Raw genomic sequence first — 19,904 nt, 5'->3', positions numbered from 1 at the left:
TTATCACTTTTAACTAAGGATTCCCGATTAAACGCGCCATAATAAAACTTTTTATTAACCACAAAGTCTCGATTATCAAAAATTAAGATACACTGAAATTGAACTTCCTGATGAATAATCAAAATTAGCTCAAAAGAGAACCAGAGTGAATGAGTGTTATTTATTGCCTTAATCCCCATTGTGAAAATCCCCAAAATGATACCAAAACGAGAAAATGCAGGAGTTGTGGCTCTAATCTAATTCTCCATAAAAGGTACGTCGCCATCAAAAAAATTGGCAAAGGAGGATTCGGCACCACTTATCTTGCCGTGGATATGGGCAATAAAAATCAATACTGTGTCATCAAACAACTAGATCCCGCCTCCGCCAATCCCGACTCCTACAGCACCGCCCTCGACTTGTTCAATCGGGAAGCGAAAACCATGGCAAAGCTAGAACACGCCCAAATTCCCAAGTTAATTGATTATTTTGAAGAAAAAGAACAATTTTATCTAATTCAAGATTTTATCCTCGGACGGGATTTAGAAAGAGAAGTAAAAAAAGGCAGAATCTATCAAGAATCATCCGCCAAAAACTTCCTGCGTAGTATGCTTCCCGTGCTGCAATATATACACTCTCGCAAAGTAATTCACCGAGACATCAAACCAGGCAACATATTAAGGGAAAAAGAAAGCAAAAAACTATTTCTCATTGACTTTGGTGCCGTAAAAGAAGAAGTCAACACCAAGCTCATGAACGCCAATCCCCAGAGCGCCTTTACCAAAATATCTGTGGGCACCATGGGCTTTGCCCCCCCTGAACAACTCGCCATGCGTCCTGTTTATTCTAGTGATATATATGCCCTTGGGGCAACTTGTATCTTTTTACTCACAGGGAAAGCACCCAAAGACTTATGCGATCCAGAAACAGGGGAACTAGCATGGGAAAATCACACCACTGTTAGTGCAACCTTTGCCAAAGTGTTGAATAAAATGCTAGAAATAGACGTGAAAAAAAGATTTAACTCCGCCAAAGATGTCATTCAAGCCCTAGATTTAGTCCCCTATGAGCAGGAGTTGGCAGAAAGTATGTTTTTTACCACCACCGCCCCTAAAGAAGAAAGTAAATCCGATGAACAAGATAGCGATTCTAGTTCAAATTTAACCACCCAAAACCTAGCCGATGCCATCCGTCGTCGAAGAGAAAAACAAAATCAACCTCAAAATACCCCCAAGGTAGCCACTCCCCGTGTGCAAGTTCAAAAACTACAAATAAACTCCCCAGAAATGATTGTCCAAGAATATCAACGGGGTAATCGTAACTTTAGTCAACAAACCTTGAGTGGTTTCGATTTAGAAGGCTTAAAATTACCTGGTTGTAGTTTTTCTCAAAGTAAATTAATTGGGGTAAACTTACAAAAAGCAAATCTGTATCGTAGTAATTTGATGGGGGCAAACTTTGCCCAAGCCAACCTACGAGAAGCTATTTTAAAAAGAGCGGAGTTATATAAAGCTAACTTAAAAAATGCTGACTTACAAGGGGCCGATTTACAAAAAGCCAATCTTACAGAAGCTACCCTCAAGGATGCGAACCTCTGCGGTGCAAATCTTACGGAAGCTAAAGTTGACGATGAACAGTTACGCCTTGCCAAAACCAATTGGAGAACAATTTTGCCCAATGGTAAAAGGAAATGGTGGTAGTATATATGTTCTTGATTTTTTTATTTTACTCGTAAAAATTTTCCCTAAATGAACCAAAGCAGATGATTATTAGTTATTGCGTTAACCCAGAATGTCCTAGCCCCAAAAACCATCCTAAGCTCAAAAACTGCAATGCCTGTGGTTCTAATTTAATTCTGAATAGACGTTATCGAGTTATAAAAAGATTGGGTAAAGGGGGATTTGGTGCTACTTTCGTTGGGGTAGATTTAATAAATAAGGATGATCCCCTTTGTGTGGTGAAACAGTTACGCCCCATTGTAGATGATCCTCAAGCCTTCAAAATGGCTCTTAGTTTGTTTAAGAGGGAAGCGAAAACCCTAGCTAAAATTAATCATCCTCAAATACCTAAGTTACTTAATCATTTTGTGGATGATGAGAAGTTTTATGTCATTCAAGAGTTGATTAATGGGGATAATCTGCAAAAGGAAGTGAAGGAAAAAGGGGTATATGGGGAGTTGGGGGTAAAAAGATTTTTGGCAGAAATTACCCCTATTTTGCAATATTTACACTCTCAAAAGGTAATTCATAGAGATATAAAACCTGCTAATATTCTGCGACGCAAAAAAGATGGTAAATTAATTCTCATTGATTTTGGGGCGGTAAAAGATCAAGTTAATACTCAGTTAGCCCAAACCTATGGACAAACTGCCCTGACTCAGTTTGCGGTGGGTACTATGGGTTATGCCCCCCCTGAACAAATGGCTATGCGTCCTATATATGCCAGTGATATATATGCCCTTGGGGCTACTTGTCTTTATCTGTTAACGGGTAAATCACCGAAAAAGTTTGAACGGGATTCTGATACGGGGGATATTATTTGGGAAAGTGAGGTTAATATTAGCCCTAGTTTCAAAAAGGTGTTGAGTAAAATGTTAATGCCTAATGTGAAAGAGCGTTATAAGACGGCGGATGAGCTATTAAAGGCTTTGGATGTTGCACCTTTTGAGCAGAGTTTAAACCAAAGTTTTGTGACGGTTATTCAGTCTACGGATAAGAGTTCGGATGATATTTCTACGACGGATTTATCTGTGACTCAGACGGGGGATGTGACGATGTCTCCCACCCAACAGTTAAGACAGGCGATTCAAAAGAGAAAGAAAAAAACTAATACGATTACGATTAAGTGGGATGATGAGAGTTTTCGGGCTGCTTATAATGGGGGAAAAAAGGATTTTAGTGAGCAGGAGTTGAATAATATTAATTTGACGGGGGTTAAGTTAAGTAAGTTTATTTTTCGTTATGCTCAGTTGGAGGGGGCGATTTTTATTGAGAGTAATTTAGCTCAAAGTAATTTTTATAGTTCTAATGTGCAGGGAGCTAATTTTTCCAATGCTAATTTGGCTCAGGCTTATTTTGCTAAAAGTGAGTTGAGGGATGCTGATTTTCGGGGGGCTAATTTACAGGGGGCTGATTTTACTAATGCTAATTTGGCGGATACTAATTTTTGTGGGGCTAATTTGAAAAATAGCAAAATTACTCAAAATCAGTTGAAGGAGGCTAAGGTAAATTGGGCGACGGTGTTTCCTGATGGGGGGCGCCGTTGGTGGAAGTTGTTTTAGTTTTTGATTTTTTTGCCGATTCCTTGTAATATTCCTTTGCCGATTAGGCCTATTCCTCTACCGATAATTTCCGTGAGAATAAAGACTACTGCTTTTCCGAGTATATCGGCGATCGCCTGTAACCCTCTTGTAACACTATCTACAAATTCGATCATAATAGTGATAAACCAAGGGATGCCTGTGAGGGAGTTTAATTCTTGGTGTCGTGAATGGCTAATTTTGCCGATAATAATGCCTTGATAGCCTAATTTTAAAATTTGGTATTCGTCTTCAAAGATGTTGCGGGGAATTTGCCAATATTTTTCCCTTTTATATCTCCATGCTAGGTTATTACGAAACATGGCGATTTTTCGGGATGATTTCCATTCGTTTTTGAAGAGGTTATGTTTGACGGGTTGGGATTCTGAGAGGTTATTTAGGGTAAATTGGATAGTGCTACAGGCGATCGTAATTAAAACATTTTCTGTTAATATCTGTTCTATTTCTGAGGCTGATTTACTTTGATAAGGATAAATTTGATCGTCAATAAAAAACTCTTTTTCTAGCACTAAATAACATAATAAATCTTGAAATAAAGGAAGATTAATAAAATTATTTTCGACTAAAAATTGTCCTTGTTTAAAAATATTGTCTTTAAAATTAATCAACCTATCCCCACTATCCAAAGAAACATAACGCCCTAAAAACTTAGTTGCGACATTTTGCCACAATTCTCTGACGATAGATGTCTTTCTTTCTATGAGCTGGTCTTCATTTAATTTAAGGAATTTTAACTCTGAAACTAACTGCTTAAGTTCTTTTAATACTAATAATAATAAGTCTCTTTTTTTATCTTCTTTGAGAATATCTAATTCCAAAATTATATCCGTCGTATTTTTTAAAGAACCTTGGATTTTTTTAGGAATAATATCTTCATAATCTAAACCACTATCAGAAGCTAGAATAATATTAGGATTCACCTCAGAGGGGGGCAGTTTAACCATAGAATCAGGATCTTCTTGAGAGTTGTCTTCCTCATCCATGGAACTGTTTAACATCCCGTTAGGGTTTGCCACAAATTGATTGACTAACCACCTTACAACCTTTAACTCCCTTCTTCTACCCTGCCAAAAAAGAATATCGAGGGCAGATAAATTACTATTTTTTAAATGAAAATTAACCTGTCTAATGCTTCTTTCTATTTCTCTTAATCCTAGCTCACATTGACGATAGAGCCAACCACCAATTAACCTACGGTTTTTATTTTTAATGTTGACATAATAAGTTTTACCATTAGCACATAGTTTGATTCCCTTAATTAAGTCTGAAATTTTAATATTTCGAGGACAACAGCCCTTAACATTCTCGATAGTTTTGATGTTTTCATCACTACCCCAAGGGGTAATTAAAAGTATAGGTAAATCTGGATATTTAGTAGTAAGTTTGCGGCTTAGTTTTACCAAATTTGTTAACTTATTCGGCTCTACTGCTAAATCTAAAGATATTAATAATAAATCTACTGAATTTTCCTTTAATAAAGGCAAAGTTTCCGTCATTATGCCCTGTGCCAAAATTCTGATTTTAGAATTACTTTGTTCTTGTATTAGGGCAATTAAACCAAGACGAAAAACAGGATCATCATCTATCAATAGGATATTAACATTAACATCATTTTTCATGATTAATTTTGATTGCGATAGCCAAAAAAGTCTACACGATAATTTACTACTTTTACCCCTGTTTGCTGTTCTATTTGTTCAATCAATTCTGGGGGTAATTCTACATTGACATTAATAATTTTATTTGTATCAATGATGTTGACATGACTGTGTCCATCTGTAACATTACCGTATAACCTGCCATCGTGTCTATCTACACATTCAATGATGCCATGGAGAGAAAGGGCTTCTAGGTTTTGATATACGGAGGCTAGAGCAATATGTTTACCTTGTTGGCTCAAAAAATCATAAACTTGTTTGGCGGTTAAATGTTCTTTTTGTGACCACAATAATTCTAGGATAAATCTTCTTTGCCGAGATACTCTCATGCCCAATTCTTGGCAACGATTCAGGGCATCTTTGAGGGAGTGTACAGTTTTTTCGGTTGCCCCTTCTAGCTGCATTGTTTTTTATTTTCCTTTTTTTGACTAAAGTAAATTCACTTATACTTTAACTAAGTTTTCCCCATTCCTACATTTTTTTATACTATGAAGAATAAAAATTTAAGTAAATAGGGTGTGCCGAAGAAATCAGAAAGTATGGTTAGGGATAAATAGCTATTAGCTTTTGCCTTTTGTCAGAAAAAATCTCTACATATCCCCGTGTCTAATTTTTTTGTTGTTATGCTAGAAACAATATTGCTATTTTAATTTTTTTTTAATTTTATGACTATTACTAACTATTCTATGCAATCCTTTGTGGATGAGCAGAGGAAATTTTTTGCTAGTGGGCAAACTAAATCCTATGATTTTCGTTTACAACAGTTGAAAAAATTAAAAGAGGCGATCGCCCTTAGACAAGATAAGATATTAGAAGCACTACATCAAGACTTAGGTAAACCAAGCCTAGAAGGCTGTTTTGAATTAGCCGTCATCTCCGAAATCAGCTACGCCATCAAAAACCTCAAAAAATGGATGAAACCTAAACGGGTGAGTGCAGGAATTGAAAACTTCCCCGCCTGTGCCAAGATTCATTCCGAGCCATTGGGGGTAGTATTAATCATAGGACCATGGAATTATCCCTTTACCCTGATGATTTCTCCCCTCCTAGGGGCGATCGCCTCAGGAAACTGTGCTATGCTCAAACCATCAGAATTAGCACCCCATACCTCCGCCCTCATCACCGAATTAATCAAAGATATTTTCCCCCCCGAATATATCTGCATTCAAGAAGGAGGAGTAGAAGTAGCCCAAGAATTACTTGCTACCAAATTTGATCATATTTTCTTTACAGGAGGCACAAAAATTGGTCAAATTGTCATGGAATCCGCCGCCAAACAATTAACCCCCGTCACCCTCGAATTAGGAGGAAAAAGCCCTTGTGTAGTTGACAAAGAAACCAACCTAAAAATTACCGCCCAAAGAATCACTTGGGGTAAATTTATCAACGCCGGGCAAACCTGCATCGCCCCCGATTACATCCTCGTAGATAAAGCCATCAAACAAGAATTTATCCAAGAAATCAAACAATGTGTCCATGATTTTTTTGGAGATAACCCTGCTCAAAGCCAGGATTTTGCCCGTATTATTAATCAAAAGCAGTTTGATAGACTAGAGCAATTATTAGGTAGTGGTAATATTATCGTGGGCGGAGAAACCAACCGAGAAAATAAATATATTGCCCCCACAATTATCGATAACGTGCCCCTCAACTCCCCCATCATGGCAGAGGAAATTTTTGGGCCTATCATGCCCATTCTTGAATACAATCATCTTGACGAAGCCATCAACATCATCAACAGTAAACCCAAACCCCTCGCCCTTTACTTTTTCTCTAACAACTCCGAAAACAAAAAACGCATCCTCCATGAAACCTCATCAGGGGGATTATGCTTCAACGAAACCATCATGCAAGTGGGCGTAAAAGACTTACCCTTTGGGGGGGTAGGAGATAGCGGCATCGGGGCATACCATGGCAAAACTAGCTTTGATACCTTTTCTCACAAAAAAGCTGTCTTATCTCGTTATTTTTGGGGTGATTTAAAATGGCGTTATGCTCCCTACAGTGACAAAATCGTTAATACTTTTAAGAAATTCTATACTAAATAGTTACAATTTTTTTATAGTTTTACGAAAGGGGTTTTATCCCCTTTTTTATATGTTTTTTTATTAAAATTCCATACATATTGATTGGATAAATAATTATAATAAATCCAATACAAATAATTAATTCATAACATTATAATCTTTATATTTGGGCATCTTTTGCTAACATTTTGAGCTGAGAAATAATTCACACAACTTGATGTTTATGGCTTTTGGAAAATAATTTGAGCATACACCTTTGTTATAATAGTTAAATCTTCTTTGACAATATAGAGAATGAATTTACGCACTAAAAATAACGATTGGGGATTAGTTCTAAAAATACTACCCTATGCAAAACGAAAATCACCTGTTTTAATATTATCTTTTATTTTATTGATACCCCTGTCCGTGGCGGGGGCGATTCAACCCTTAATTGTAGGACAAGGTATTTCCTTATTACAAGGAGAAGACACTTGGAGCTTTTTAGAGTCTTATTCCATTGCTGAGGGTTTAAATTTACTATCTTTTATTTTACTCGGAACAATTATTTTTCGGACAATTTTTCTGGCTTGGCAAGGCTTTTTAGTCCAAAAAGTTGGGCAAGAAATCACTGCTTTTATCCGTCAAGATTTATTTAATCATGTTACTTCTTTATCCTCTAACTTTTTCCACAAAACCCCTGTAGGGAAATTAGTTACTAGATTAATCAACGATGTGGAAGCGTTGGGGGATGTTTTTGCCACGGGTGCCATCGGTATTGTTAGTGATGTAATTTATATTCTCGCCATTATTATTACTATGTTTTCTCTTCAGTGGCAGTTGGCACTACTGTTGGTATTCATGTTGATTCCTGTATCTGCATTAATTATTTATTTTCAAAAGCAGTATCGTAAAGCTAACTATGTGGCGAGGGAAGAATTGTCAGTATTAAACGCCATGCTACAAGAAAACGTAGTAGGTATTAATATAGTCCAGTTATTTCGCCGTGAAAGACATAATAGCGAGTTATTTCGCACCGTCAATGAGCGTTATCGGGTGGCAGTAGATAAGACTATTTTCCATGATTCTGCGGTGTCAGCTACCCTCGAATGGGTGTCCTTAGTGGCGATCGCAATTGTACTTTGGATAGGAGGGGTACTAATATTAGGAGATAACCTCAACTATGGTACATTATCCGCCTTTATTCTTTATTCCCAAAGATTATTCGATCCTCTCAGACAATTTGCTGATAAGTTTACCATGTTCCAAGCAGGATTTACGGCGATCGAGCGTATCTCCGAATTGATGAATATTCCCCTCGAAATCGAAGACAGAGATAATGATATTAGTCTTCATAATAACGAAGCAAATCAAGATGCAGTGGGTGAAATTCGCTTTGAAAATGTCTGGTTTGGTTATAAACCGGATGAATACGTCCTCAAAAATCTTAACTTTACCATTCGCCCCGGAGAAAAGGTTGCCCTAGTCGGCCCCACAGGAGCAGGTAAAAGCTCCATAATCCGCCTTCTATGTCGTTTATATGAACCCACCCAAGGACGAATTTTAGTGGACGGTATCGACATCAGAGACATCGATCAGGCAGAATTAAGAAGCCATATCGGAGTCATATTACAAGAGAGCTTTATTTTTGCGGGGGATGTGAAAAGAAATATCACCCTAGGGGAAACCTATGATTTTGATGAAATAGAAAACGCCGTCAAACTCACCAACATTAAGCCCCTCATCGAAGAATTACCCCAAGGTTACAACACCCAATTACGAGAAAGGGGAGCAAATCTATCCGCAGGGCAAAAACAATTACTCGCCTTTGCAAGGGTAGCTATTCGTAATCCTAATATTTTGGTATTGGATGAAGCCACTTCCAGCCTTGATGTTTCCACCGAAGCAGATACCCAAAGGGCGTTAGACGAATTGTTGATTAATAAAACTGCCATTATCATCGCCCACAGACTTTCTACCATTCGGAATGTGGATAAAATTTTGGTTCTCAAACAAGGGGAATTGATTGAGTCGGGTAATCACGATGAGTTGTTGAGAGAGGATGGTTTATACGCCAGTTTATATAAATTACAAATGTTAGCTACCGTTTAGGCTTCAGGCATTAGGTTAAGATATTTTAAACTTAAAAGTTTTTTCATAGTATCTACAATCTTCTGCCTTTTGCCCTAAGTTTCAATGATTGATTACTAGATACCTGTTGTTATAATAATTTTCATACTCCTTTACTGACCCACATTAAGCCCATGAAAAAACTATTTCTGTTCTCAGCATTTTTGGTAGGACTGTGGTTAGCAGTTTTCACCTTTAAAATATTTAATATGGGGGGGGAATATCAATCAATTATTGTCAACTTCAAAGATGATATTGCCGTTACCCAATTAGAAGAAGGTTTAAACAATATTTCCCTCAAAGTTAATCAGACTCCTACCCTCAATAGTCCATTTTCTACTGATAGAAACGTCTATATTTTGGAAGGAAACAAAGAAACCCTAAAAACATTGAGAAGATCTGAACTTCGGGAAAAAATAGAATATATAGAGCCTAACTATATCTATCACACCCTCGAAATTCCTAATGATCCAGATTATAGTAAGCAGTGGAATTTAAGAGCGATTAATGTTGAAAGAGCATGGGCTGACAGTAAAGGGGAAGGTGTTACCGTTGCTGTTATTGATACAGGGGTAAGCCTTGTTCCTGATTTGGAGCAAACGGAATTTGTAGAAGGATATGACTTTATAAACGATCGCACCGAAGCCCCTGACGATGTAGGACATGGCACCCATGTGGCCGGTACTATCGCCCAATCTACCAACAATAACTATGGGGTAGCAGGTATCGCCTACAAAGCCAAAATAATGCCCCTCAAGGTGTTGGGTTATGGCGGTGGTACGGTGGCAGACATTGCCGAAGCCATTCGCTTTGCCGCCGATAATGGCGCCGATGTTATCAATATGAGTTTGGGTGGTGGGGGAGATAGTCACCTCATGAGAGAAGCCATCGATTATGCCCATAACAAAGGTGTGGTCATCATTGCTGCCGCTGGTAACGAAAACGAAAACTCCGCTAGTTATCCTGCCCGTTATCCCAAAGTAATTAGTGTATCAGCCATAGATGCGATCGGCGAAAAAGCCCCCTATTCCAACTTTGGAGCAGGTATTGACATCAGCGCCCCAGGGGGGAGCGAAAAAGGTTTAATCATCCAAGAAACCATCACAGGAAGCAATCAACAGCCCTCCTTTGAAGGGTATCAAGGTACCAGTATGGCATCCCCCCACGTGGCAGGGGTAGCAGCCCTCATCAAAGCCACAGGAATAAAAGATCCTGAAGAAGTACGACAAATTTTGATCGAGTCTGCCCGTGAGGTAGCCGAAGATCCCTTTAACCATTACGGTGCAGGACGTTTAGATGCAGGTGGTGCGGTACAACTCGCCCTCAAAGGTAAAATTACCGTCAAAGACTTTTTGCGCTGGTTACGGGATAGCGGTTATTTAAACCCCGGTTTCTGGATTGATGGTGGCACCATTTTACTACTACCTAAATTAGGCATGGTAATCGGTTCATATCTCCTTGCTTGGTTTATCCGTAATTACCTTGTATTTAACATGAGTCTTGCGGGTGGCATGGTGTTTGGTAGTTCAGGATTATTTGTTTTACAGGGATTATATATCTTTGATTTACCCCAATGGCCTTTGCGTTTAATAGGAAGTTCTCTCCCCGAATTGGGTAATGTGGTAGTGGGTACCAGTAGTCTTAATCCTATCTTTGCCAGTGCCTTAATTCCCTTTATCTTAATTGTTCTATTTTTGGGACATGATACTTTGAAATGGGTTGCCATTGGCTCTTGTTTGGGGGTTGCTTCCTGCCTCGGTATTTCTGCTTTTTATAACCCTAATGTCTGGGGTTTGGGTATGGGTATCACTGCGCAAGGCTTTTTAATTTTCAATGCCCTTATCTGTTTCGGTTTGGCATATCTTGCAAGTAAAAATGATCAGGCGATAACTTAATTGACAGTTGAGAATGGATAATAAAAATAATTAATTGTCCATTCCCAATGCCAAATAAAACACTTTATGAATAAATATAATATTGATCTTTATCTTGAAGATAATTTTTTTGCTCCTCAAAATGAATCTTTGCCTATTATGGAGGAACAATGGCGATCGTGGTTTTCTACTTGGTTAGCCATGACAGATAATGACCTTGAAGAAGATAAAAACTATGAAGTTAGTTTGGTGTTAACCAATGATGAAGATATTAAAGAATTAAATAGTCAATTTAGACAAAAAGATCAAGCCACGGACGTTTTAGCCTTCGCAAGTCTGGATGATGAATTTTCACCCCCCGACATGGTGGATACGATTCCCCTCGGTGATGTGATTATTTCCATAGAAACAGCCCAAAAACAGGCAAAAGAACAAAATCACTCTCTCAAGAACGAACTAGCATGGTTAGCTTCTCACGGTTTTTTACATCTTTTAGGTTGGGATCATCCTAACAATGATTCTCTAAGGGAAATGTTGGCAGAGCAACAAAAACTCCTTGATGGGATAGGAATTGATAAAATTAGTCTTGATTTTCTGAAGATTTCTTGATGGTGGGCTGTGTATCGCCCACCCGAATATAAATTTAAGTTTGCCCGTCAAGATTAATAAAACTTTCGAGGGCTTTTATCATGCTAGGGGGCCATCTTCTGACTTCCTTTAACCAGTCTAAGTCTTTGTAACGACTATCCATACCCACGGTGGCAACCCAGTTACTTTCAGCTTCTCCTTGTTTACCATTTTCCCAGAGGGCGGCGGTGAGGGCGGCACGCATATCAGGAAACATAGGATATTTACGAACGATGTTGCGCATCTTTCTAAGGGCATCGTCTTTTCTACCTAATTCGTAGAGGGCAAGGGATTCATTTGCCCCTGCAAAGGCAAAATTTGGTGCAATTTCGGTGGCTTTGTGGTACAACTCCACGGCCGTTTCCCAATTTTTTAATCCTGCGTTGGCATTACCTAGGTTATTGTATGCCATGGCATCGTTAGGATCTAATTCTAATACTTTATTGTAATCTGCGATCGCCCTTTGATATTCTCCTAAACCTTCATAGGCAGCACCTCTATTGAGGTAGGGATCAGGTGCATCAGGTGCTAAAATTATAGACTGGTCATAATCTGCGATCGCCTCTGGCAACTTATTTTGACTAACAAGGGCATTGCCACGATTACTCCATACCGCAGGATTGGTAGGAAAAGCCTCAATTAACTGCGTCCAGTATTCTTGAGCTGTGACAAAATCGCCTTTCTGAGTGGCTTCTATGGCTTTTTGGGCAATGGCTTCACCTTCTGCCAACTGCTCTTCGGTGATAGTAATTTGCTCTTGGGCAAAGGCTGGAGGAGGAGAAATCCAGAGAAAACACAAGACAAGGATAGTGACAATAATTGACTTAAACATATTAAATTGAAATTGCGGATTTATACCCACTATATCCGATCCAATCCCCGTAATTCATTCTTTTCGTTCCGAAATTTTCTATAATTTAACCATGGAAAAAATAAGTCTTCATCCCGACACCATCAACGAAGTCAAGGAAAAAATTGACCTTGTGGAGATAGTTTCTGACTATGTAGTTTTACAGAAAAAAGGGCGAGAATTTAGCGGTTTATGTCCTTTCCATGACGAAAAAAGCCCTAGTTTTACCATTAGCCCCACCAAACAACTTTACTACTGCTTCGGTTGTGGGGCTGGAGGAGGCGCCATCAAATTTTTGATGGATATTAATAAACAGTCTTTTAAAGAAGTTGTATTAAATCTTGCCCACCGTTATCAAATACCTGTTAAAAGTTTAGCTCCTGAACAGCAAAAGGAGATCCAAAAACAGATTTCTTTGAGGGAACAATTATACGAAATTTTGGCAGTGGCTTCTAGTTTTTATCAACATAGTTTACGACAAAAGGAAGGAGAAGAAGCTCTTAAATATTTAACCGAAAAAAGAGCCTTAGATGAAGAAACTATCCAAGGTTTTCAACTAGGATATGCCCCTAATAATTGGGAAACTCTTTATAATTATTTGGTAGAAATCAAAAATTTTCCTGCCATGTTGGTAGCCCAAGCCGGGTTAATCAAGGAAAGACAAAAAGGAGATGGATATATTGATTATTTTCGCAATCGTTTAATGATTCCTATTACAGATAAAGAGGGAAGGGTAATTGCTTTTGGGGCAAGAAGTCTCGATGGTAATGAGCCAAAATATTTAAACTCCCCTGAGACGGAATTATTTTCTAAAAGTAAAACTTTATTCGCCCTTGATAAGGCAAAAAAAACCATTGTTAAAGAGGATAAAGCCATAGTTGTTGAGGGATATTTTGATGCGATCGCCCTTCACCGTTATAATATAAAAAATGCTGTGGCTGTGTTAGGCACTGCTTTAACTCAAAGCCATGTAAAACTCCTTTCTCGTTACACTGAATCTAAGGAAATTATTATCAATTTTGATGCGGATAAAGCTGGTTTAAAAGCAACAGAAAGAGCCATAAAAGAAGTAGAAACTCTGATTTATTCAGGGCAAATGAAGTTAAAAGTTGTTAATATTCCTGATGGTAAAGATGCTGATGAATTTTTGGCTATGGATATGGAAGCCAAGGAAAAGTATCTTACTTTGATGGAAAATGCTCCGTTATGGTTAGATTGGCAAATACAGCAAATCTTAGTTAGTAGGAATTTACGGGAAAGTGGTGATTTTGAGTTAGCTTTTCAAGGAATTGTCAGATTAATAAAAAAAATTAGTAAAGATTCGACAAAAGACTATTATTTATCCAGTTGTGCAGAGTTACTATGTCGTGGCAGAAGTGAAGCTAAGAGTCTTAATTCCCAAGAGTTTAAAAGAATTTATCAGAGTTTACAAACGGCAACAAAAACCTATAATCAGAAAAAAAATTACCGTAAGACAAGTACTTTTTTGGGCAAAAGTTCAGAGAATATAAAAATAGAGGAAGCAGAGTTTTTAATTTTATTAATTTACCTTCATTGTCCTAAGTGGAGAGATGATATAATTGAGCAATTAGACCAAAAAGATTTAGTTTTTACTTTCAAACCCTATCGTTTTTTGTGGCAACAAATTCATAGTTTAAATATCGAACAATTAGACAACAGTAATAATAATTTATTGTTAATGTTGCAAGAAAATATGAATATTCCCCCAGAAATGTCCCCGATATTAAACCCAGTTTTGTATCCTACCGAAAACGTAAGTCAGCGACTATTTGCACCAGAAGCTAATTTTTTAAGTGCGATCGCCTCTCTCCAATCCATTAAACTAGAAAAATATAAGCAATATTGTCAGCAACAAATTCCTGAACTAGAAAAGGAAAATAATTTAGACAAAATGCAACACTTTTACCAAGAAATAATTATCACAGAACAACAATTACAAGAGTTAAAAAATATGAGATTTCAAACCTCGGAAATTTAATTAAATACATTTAATTAAAACTATAGCAATTCTAAATTATTTGTGACATTTTAAATTGAGTTCCTCACTTATTAAGAGGAGTTAAAAGTGATCATATTTTCCCATGATCAAACAAAACTGTAGTTTAGACTAAGAAAAAATTGTAAGAGAATAAGTAAGCTAACAAAGATTAGCTCAAAAACGCTATAAATGAATTTAATAATGGCTTAAAAGTTATTTTTTTGGTCTTTTTTTAGTCTTAGATAAACGCTTTTTAACCGTAGGATAAACTTTAGCTTTGTTTCTTTTTCGACCTTTAGGCCAGCCATGGGATTTTCCCCGACTTTTAGGAGAAAGGGTAGGACTTCCAATGTCCATCAATAATGAAGTCATAGACAGAGCCACTCTTCCGGGGGTTAAATTCTGTTGAGGTTTTTGCCATGGCAGATGATATTCTTTGACTAAATCCTTGGATAACCATAACTGCCAAGTAATATTGACAATTAAATTGCTCCACCTTTGACAACTCTCAGGGGTGCGAAAATGGGGTAACGTCCAATGTAATCTTTGCTTGGCGAAACGATACCAGTGGTCCACACCAAATCGTCGGCTGTATTGAATCCAAATATTGGAAGAAGATAAAAATTGCTCTCCCACCCAGATTAACCACAGTGGGCGATGTAAAGCACCAGTTTTTTTCTGCTTCAATCGTTCAATTTTAAACAGGGTTAGCTTTTGTGAAGGGGCATTGTAGAAATGAAGTTCTTTCCATTTACTCATCCGTATTGTTCCTAGGGATGAGTCTTCCATTTCTAATATTTCATGGGCATGGGGAAAATGGTCACATTGATTTAATTTCAACTTTGCCCCATGTTTTTTCGGTCTGCCTCTACCGCTATAGGCTGGAGGATTACCATAAAGACATAGATTAGAACGTACTCTAATCAACTTACTGATTTCAATATCTGCGGTTTGCTTAATAAATTTGCCATTGCCATACTCACAATCCAACACCACCAATTTCGGTTTATTTTCTGGCAATTTTCTACACACTTGCCTTAGTTGCCATGTTGCTTTACCCAGAGGATTTTCAAAGGATGTGATTCTTTCATGTCTTAAAGGTAATGCCCAACTTCCTTTCTCATTCAATGGTGGTAACCAAGCGATGGTGCTATATCCTTGTCCTATGACCGATGAATTGATGGATGACGAAGAATATTGATAACCTCTATCTTTCATGGTGGGACTATCTTCAAACTTCCACTGAGTATGATCTATACCTAGTAATGTATATTCTAAGGTGTCTATTTCTTGAATATATCGTTTCATCAATTTGTTGCTGTTCGGACGACAATCTTTTATGGCTTCATAGGTACTACACCATTGCCGATGGAAAAAAGGTGATAAAGAAAAATCTGCCAAACTACGAGCATTTTCCGTGGTCATAACACTATCCATCAATTGAAAAGTGGCATCTTTACCTTTGACTAACATTTCATAGGTGTCATGACGGAAATTTTCCAGTCTGCTATATTTGTTCATAGAGAGAAGATTTTATTTTTGCTTATTTATATTTTCTCTCTATTTTTCTTTTATGTCTTGTCCTTCCTTGCTCCACTTTCCATTTAGTCTAAACTACAGACAAAAGTAAAATGAAGTTATATATTATTTATTAGTCTAATTTATAGCATTTTTATAAGTATGAGGTACATTTATTATTCTCAAGTTCCCCTTATTAAGGGGGATTTAGGGGGATCGTTTTGTACCCCGTAATCATAATAATTGCTATATTAAATGTCAACTATTAGCTATAAAATTTATTACACAACAAAACTTATACTTATAGGTAATTAACTACCTTGTAAAATACGATATTTTATTGTAAAAATATAAAACGGAACAAACTATAGCGTTTTTTGTAATTATGAGATACATTTATGATTTTCAAATCACCCTTATTAAGGGGGATTTAGGGGGATCATTTTTTACCCCGTAACCATGATAATTGCTATAAATTAACTTTATTATTAAATGAAAAAATATTCCCTTATTGTTGTGTGCGGTGCCACCGCCAGTGGAAAATCATCCCTTGCCCTCAAACTAGCCCAAAAATTAAACAGTATCATCATCAGTGCCGACTCCCGCCAAATATACCAAGAATTTGACATCGGCACCGCCAAACCCAGTATCCAAGAGCAAAAAACCGTCCCCCATCACCTCATTGATATTTGTCACCCCACCGAAACCCTTACCCTTGCGGACTACCAAGAAAAAGCCCAAGCCCTTATCCAACAAAATCATCATCTTCCTCCTCTTTTAGTTGGTGGCACAGGATTGTATATCAAATCCATTACCAAAGGGCTAAAAATCCCCCGTGTAGCCCCTCAACCGCAACTCAGACAACAATTGATGACTTATGACCAAAAACAGCGGTATGCTATGTTAAAACAAGTTGATGACGAAGCTACTAAAAAAATTCACCCTAACGATGAAACTAGAACCATTAGAGCCTTAGAGGTTTATTATGTCATAGGACAGCCCATTTCTGAGCAACAGGGAGAATGCCCCCCTTCCTATCCCATTTTACAAATAGGTTTACATTGTGATGGGGAAATGAGTCGCACCCGAATTAGTAAACGCACCTCTATGATGTTGGAGGAAGGATTGGTGCAGGAGGTAGAAACTTTGATGGCAAAATATGGGGCTGATTTACCGTTACTAAATACCCTTGGTTATGGGGAAATTAAGCAATATTTATTGGGAGATATATCTTTGGATGAGGCACAAGATTTGATTGTTACCCATACTTGTCAGTTTGCGAAAAGACAGAGGACATGGTTTAATGCCTATCCTGAGATTAATTGGTTTGATGCTGATGCCCCTGATTTGTTTAGGCAGGTTATGAATTTATTTGAGAGGTAAATTTTTTCTTGTAAGGGGAAGGAAAGTAAGATGCGCTGAAGAAGTTGAAATATGAAACCCCAACAAACACAAATGAATTTTTCCACAGATAAACTTTGCCTAATTTCCCCATCAACAATTAACCCTGTTTTAAGTCAATTTAGATAACTTGGTATGACTAGGATTAATAATCTTTCTGCCCACTTCAAAGTTAACCACAATGGTATTTTTTTTGCCTAATCCTAAAATATGGGTGACTACACCATTACCGAAAGTTGGGTGGTACAGGCGATCGCCCTCTTGCCAATTTTCAGAGCATTTAGGCTTTTCCTCCTTCTCCTCGGTAATAATATTTCCCGTGGCATAACTGGGGGTTAAATTAGTAGAAATCAAATCTTGGGGCAACTCAGCCAAAAACTGTGAAGGAGCACAAAAATCCACATTACCCCAAGAATAACGCTCCCGTGCATGGGTAAGGAATAATTGTTCCTTCGCTCGTGTAATCCCTACATAACACAAACGTCTTTCTTCCTCCAAATCCAAAGGATCATTTAAACTACGGTTATGGGGTAATAAACCTTGCTCAAAACCTACCAAAAACACCACAGGAAACTCCAAACCCTTGGCAGAATGAAGAGTCATCAAAGAAACCGCCGAATCTCCCTCATCCAAATTATCCAAATCAGAAGCTAAAGAAGCATTGCTCAAAAATCCTTCCAAACTAGCATCCTCATTATCCTCCTGAAACTGCATCATGGCATTTAACAACTCATTCAAATTTTCCTGCCTATTTTCCGCCTCATCGGTGCCTTGTTGCTTCAAATCATCCAAATAACCAGATATTTCTAGCACCTCCTCCAAAATTTGTGTCCCCGGAATATCTTTTACTTTTTCTTGACAATTACTAATAAGACTCGCAAATTGACTAATTCTTTTAGCCGCCCTTCCCGCAATGGTATTTACTGAAGTTTGGTCGCTTATTATTTCCCAAAGAGGTATATTTAACTCTTGAGAAGCCGTAATTAAATTTTCTGTGGTAGTTTTTCCAATACCCCTTTTTGGAGTATTAATTACCCTCAATAAACTCACCGTATCCGCCGGATTGACAATCAACTTTAGATATGCAAGAGCATCTTTAATTTCTTTTCTTTCATAAAACTTGAAACCCCCCACAATATTATAAGGAATACTACGTCTAATTAACTCATCTTCAAAAGCCCTTGATTGAGAGTTAATACGATATAAAATAGCAAACTTACCCCAATCCAAACTGGGGTTTTGTTTTACCATACTTTCAATTTTTCGTATAACAAAAGAAGCCTCCTCCCTTTCATTGTTACCCCGATAACAATAAATAGCCTCTCCCTCCGCACGGGTTGCCCGTAATACCTTATCAATCCTTTGACTATTATTTTCAATTAAATAATTAGCCGCTTGTAAAATGTTTTCTCGAGAGCGATAATTTTCCTCCAACTTGACCATAGTACGAGTATCATCATCCGCCAAACCATCCCCAAAATCCTGCTGAAAATTAAGCAAAATTGTGAAATCTGCCATCCGAAAAGAATAGATAGATTGGTCAGCATCTCCCACCACAAAAATAGACCTATTCTTCCAATTCCAGTGTTTTTTATCAGGCTCATTATTAGTAGCTAAAAGTTGAATTAATTGATACTGAATTTGATTTGTATCTTGATATTCATCTACTAATATATGTCTAAATTGTTGATGCCAATAACCTAAAACAGATTCATTTTGCTGAAAAATTCGTACAGGAATTAACAATAAATCATCGAAATCTAAGGCATTATTTTTTGCTAATTCATTTTGATATTCTTCATAAATTTCTGCTAAAACTCTACCTCGATAATCAGGTTTTTCGATAGCATATTGAGAAGGAGAAAAACCCAAGTTTTTGGCATTGCTAATGCCATAACGCATCTTTTTAGGGTCAAACTTTTTATCATCTAAATTGAGCTTTTTAACAACAATTTGTTTGACAATACTTTGAACATCAGACTCATCTAAAATAGTAAAATTCCTTTCCCACTTTCTCCCTTTCTCATCCTGATATTTATTCAAATCAAATCGTAAAATTCTGGCACAAAGACTATGAAAAGTCCCAATCCAAAGGGGTTTTATGGTGCCACGATATACTTTTGACCTAATATTTTTCTGCTCCAATTCTGGTAGAGATTCTAACTTTTGTTGATGCTTTCTGTCTGCCATCTCTTGGGCAAAAATCAACTCAATTCTTTCCTTCATTTCTTTCGCTGCTTTGTTGGTAAAGGTTACAGCAAAGATATTTTCTGGGGATACCTGATGGGTTTTGATTAAATTTGCGATACGATATGTCAAAGCTCTAGTTTTTCCTGAACCTGCCCCCGCAACTACCAATAAAGGTCCATTAAAGTGTTCTACAGCGTTACGTTGAGCGGAGTTTAGATGGTCGAGAAAGTCAGAGTTAGAAGTCATCGAGCAGTTAAGTTGTAAAATGGACACTACTTTATTATAACAGTCGGTACGTTTCATTAAACGCAGTCTAACAATTGACCATGAATAATAACGATAAATTAATACTT

General features: G+C 37.4%; 13 protein-coding genes. 8 read left to right on the top strand and 5 right to left on the bottom strand.

Annotated features, from left to right (window positions below; translation table 11 throughout):
• Nucleotides 1–149: 149 nt before the first annotated feature.
• Nucleotides 150–1,679, top strand: coding sequence for a serine/threonine-protein kinase (locus A5482_RS10245; protein WP_069789470.1), 1,530 nt, complete (start codon nucleotides 150–152; stop codon nucleotides 1,677–1,679).
• Nucleotides 1,680–1,741: 62 nt separating this feature from the next.
• Complete coding sequence (locus A5482_RS10240; protein WP_069789469.1) at nucleotides 1,742–3,259, top strand: serine/threonine-protein kinase; 1,518 nt, start codon at nucleotides 1,742–1,744, stop codon at nucleotides 3,257–3,259.
• Here the strand turns inward: A5482_RS10240 and A5482_RS10235 are convergent.
• Both A5482_RS10235 and A5482_RS10230 read right to left on the bottom strand, forming a co-directional pair.
• Nucleotides 3,256–4,917, bottom strand: a complete 1,662-nt coding sequence (locus A5482_RS10235) for a DUF3685 domain-containing protein (protein ID WP_069789468.1) — start codon at nucleotides 4,915–4,917, stop codon at nucleotides 3,256–3,258. The two genes, A5482_RS10240 and A5482_RS10235, sit on opposite strands and share 4 nt — an antisense overlap.
• Nucleotides 4,918–4,919: 2 nt before the next feature.
• Nucleotides 4,920–5,360: a Fur family transcriptional regulator gene (locus tag A5482_RS10230; protein WP_069789467.1), complete on the bottom strand. Its 441-nt coding sequence runs from the start codon at nucleotides 5,358–5,360 to the stop codon at nucleotides 4,920–4,922.
• Between the two features lie 261 nt (nucleotides 5,361–5,621).
• Here A5482_RS10230 and A5482_RS10225 point away from each other — a divergent pair, with 261 nt between their 5' ends.
• The 4 genes from A5482_RS10225 to ybeY all read left to right on the top strand — a co-directional run bounded on the left by A5482_RS10225 (nucleotide 5,622) and on the right by ybeY (nucleotide 11,575).
• On the top strand, nucleotides 5,622–7,004 hold the full coding sequence (locus A5482_RS10225) for an aldehyde dehydrogenase (protein ID WP_069789466.1): 1,383 nt from the start codon (nucleotides 5,622–5,624) through the stop codon (nucleotides 7,002–7,004).
• A 273-nt stretch (nucleotides 7,005–7,277) separates the two neighbouring features.
• Nucleotides 7,278–9,074 (top strand): ABC transporter ATP-binding protein, encoded by a 1,797-nt coding sequence (locus A5482_RS10220; protein ID WP_069789465.1) that lies wholly within the window; start codon nucleotides 7,278–7,280, stop codon nucleotides 9,072–9,074.
• A gap of 152 nt (nucleotides 9,075–9,226) precedes the next feature.
• On the top strand, nucleotides 9,227–10,987 hold the full coding sequence (locus tag A5482_RS10215) for a S8 family peptidase (RefSeq protein ID WP_069789464.1): 1,761 nt from the start codon (nucleotides 9,227–9,229) through the stop codon (nucleotides 10,985–10,987).
• 66 nt (nucleotides 10,988–11,053) lie between these two features.
• Nucleotides 11,054–11,575: an rRNA maturation RNase YbeY gene (gene ybeY, locus A5482_RS10210; protein WP_069789463.1), complete on the top strand. Its 522-nt coding sequence runs from the start codon at nucleotides 11,054–11,056 to the stop codon at nucleotides 11,573–11,575.
• Nucleotides 11,576–11,609: 34 nt separating this feature from the next.
• Here the strand turns inward: ybeY and A5482_RS10205 are convergent, their stop codons facing one another.
• Nucleotides 11,610–12,425, bottom strand: coding sequence for a tetratricopeptide repeat protein (locus A5482_RS10205; RefSeq protein WP_069789462.1), 816 nt, complete (start codon nucleotides 12,423–12,425; stop codon nucleotides 11,610–11,612).
• A 91-nt stretch (nucleotides 12,426–12,516) separates the two neighbouring features.
• On the opposite strand from A5482_RS10205, the gene dnaG reads away from it, so the two are divergent.
• Nucleotides 12,517–14,442, top strand: coding sequence for a DNA primase (dnaG, locus tag A5482_RS10200; protein WP_069789461.1), 1,926 nt, complete (start codon nucleotides 12,517–12,519; stop codon nucleotides 14,440–14,442).
• Between the two features lie 213 nt (nucleotides 14,443–14,655).
• On the opposite strand, the gene A5482_RS10195 is transcribed toward dnaG, so the two are convergent.
• A complete protein-coding gene (locus A5482_RS10195) occupies nucleotides 14,656–15,963 on the bottom strand; it encodes an NF041680 family putative transposase (RefSeq protein WP_446684748.1) in 1,308 nt (435 codons plus the stop codon).
• A gap of 489 nt (nucleotides 15,964–16,452) precedes the next feature.
• Here A5482_RS10195 and miaA point away from each other — a divergent pair, with 489 nt between their 5' ends.
• Nucleotides 16,453–17,343 carry a tRNA (adenosine(37)-N6)-dimethylallyltransferase MiaA gene (gene miaA, locus A5482_RS10190; RefSeq protein WP_069790275.1) on the top strand — a complete coding sequence of 297 codons (891 nt, stop codon included), beginning with the start codon at nucleotides 16,453–16,455 and terminating at the stop codon, nucleotides 17,341–17,343.
• 129 nt (nucleotides 17,344–17,472) lie between these two features.
• Here miaA and pcrA read toward each other — a convergent pair whose 3' ends face one another.
• On the bottom strand, nucleotides 17,473–19,797 hold the full coding sequence (gene pcrA / locus A5482_RS10185) for a DNA helicase PcrA (protein WP_069790274.1): 2,325 nt from the start codon (nucleotides 19,795–19,797) through the stop codon (nucleotides 17,473–17,475).
• Nucleotides 19,798–19,904 lie beyond the last annotated feature (107 nt).

This window comes from Cyanobacterium sp. IPPAS B-1200, assembly GCF_001747005.2.
Classification (GTDB): domain Bacteria; phylum Cyanobacteriota; class Cyanobacteriia; order Cyanobacteriales; family Cyanobacteriaceae; genus Cyanobacterium.
Note: the sequence above shows the minus strand (reverse complement) of the source record. Positions and strands in the feature narration are given on the sequence as shown.

Bases quoted from the DNA above. Each gene is read 5' to 3' on its own strand.
- miaA (WP_069790275.1), top strand. From the start codon at position 16,453: ATGAAAAAATATTCCCTTATTGTTGTGTGCGGTGCCACCGCCAGTGGA.
- A5482_RS10245 (WP_069789470.1), top strand. From the start codon at position 150: ATGAGTGTTATTTATTGCCTTAATCCCCATTGTGAAAATCCCCAAAAT.
- dnaG (WP_069789461.1), top strand. From the start codon at position 12,517: ATGGAAAAAATAAGTCTTCATCCCGACACCATCAACGAAGTCAAGGAA.
- A5482_RS10225 (WP_069789466.1), top strand. From the start codon at position 5,622: ATGACTATTACTAACTATTCTATGCAATCCTTTGTGGATGAGCAGAGG.
- A5482_RS10240 (WP_069789469.1), top strand. From the start codon at position 1,742: ATGATTATTAGTTATTGCGTTAACCCAGAATGTCCTAGCCCCAAAAAC.
- pcrA (WP_069790274.1), bottom strand. From the start codon at position 19,797: ATGACTTCTAACTCTGACTTTCTCGACCATCTAAACTCCGCTCAACGT.
- ybeY (WP_069789463.1), top strand. From the start codon at position 11,054: ATGAATAAATATAATATTGATCTTTATCTTGAAGATAATTTTTTTGCT.
- A5482_RS10220 (WP_069789465.1), top strand. From the start codon at position 7,278: ATGAATTTACGCACTAAAAATAACGATTGGGGATTAGTTCTAAAAATA.
- A5482_RS10195 (WP_446684748.1), bottom strand. From the start codon at position 15,963: ATGAACAAATATAGCAGACTGGAAAATTTCCGTCATGACACCTATGAA.
- A5482_RS10215 (WP_069789464.1), top strand. From the start codon at position 9,227: ATGAAAAAACTATTTCTGTTCTCAGCATTTTTGGTAGGACTGTGGTTA.
- A5482_RS10230 (WP_069789467.1), bottom strand. From the start codon at position 5,360: ATGCAGCTAGAAGGGGCAACCGAAAAAACTGTACACTCCCTCAAAGAT.
- A5482_RS10205 (WP_069789462.1), bottom strand. From the start codon at position 12,425: ATGTTTAAGTCAATTATTGTCACTATCCTTGTCTTGTGTTTTCTCTGG.
- A5482_RS10235 (WP_069789468.1), bottom strand. From the start codon at position 4,917: ATGAAAAATGATGTTAATGTTAATATCCTATTGATAGATGATGATCCT.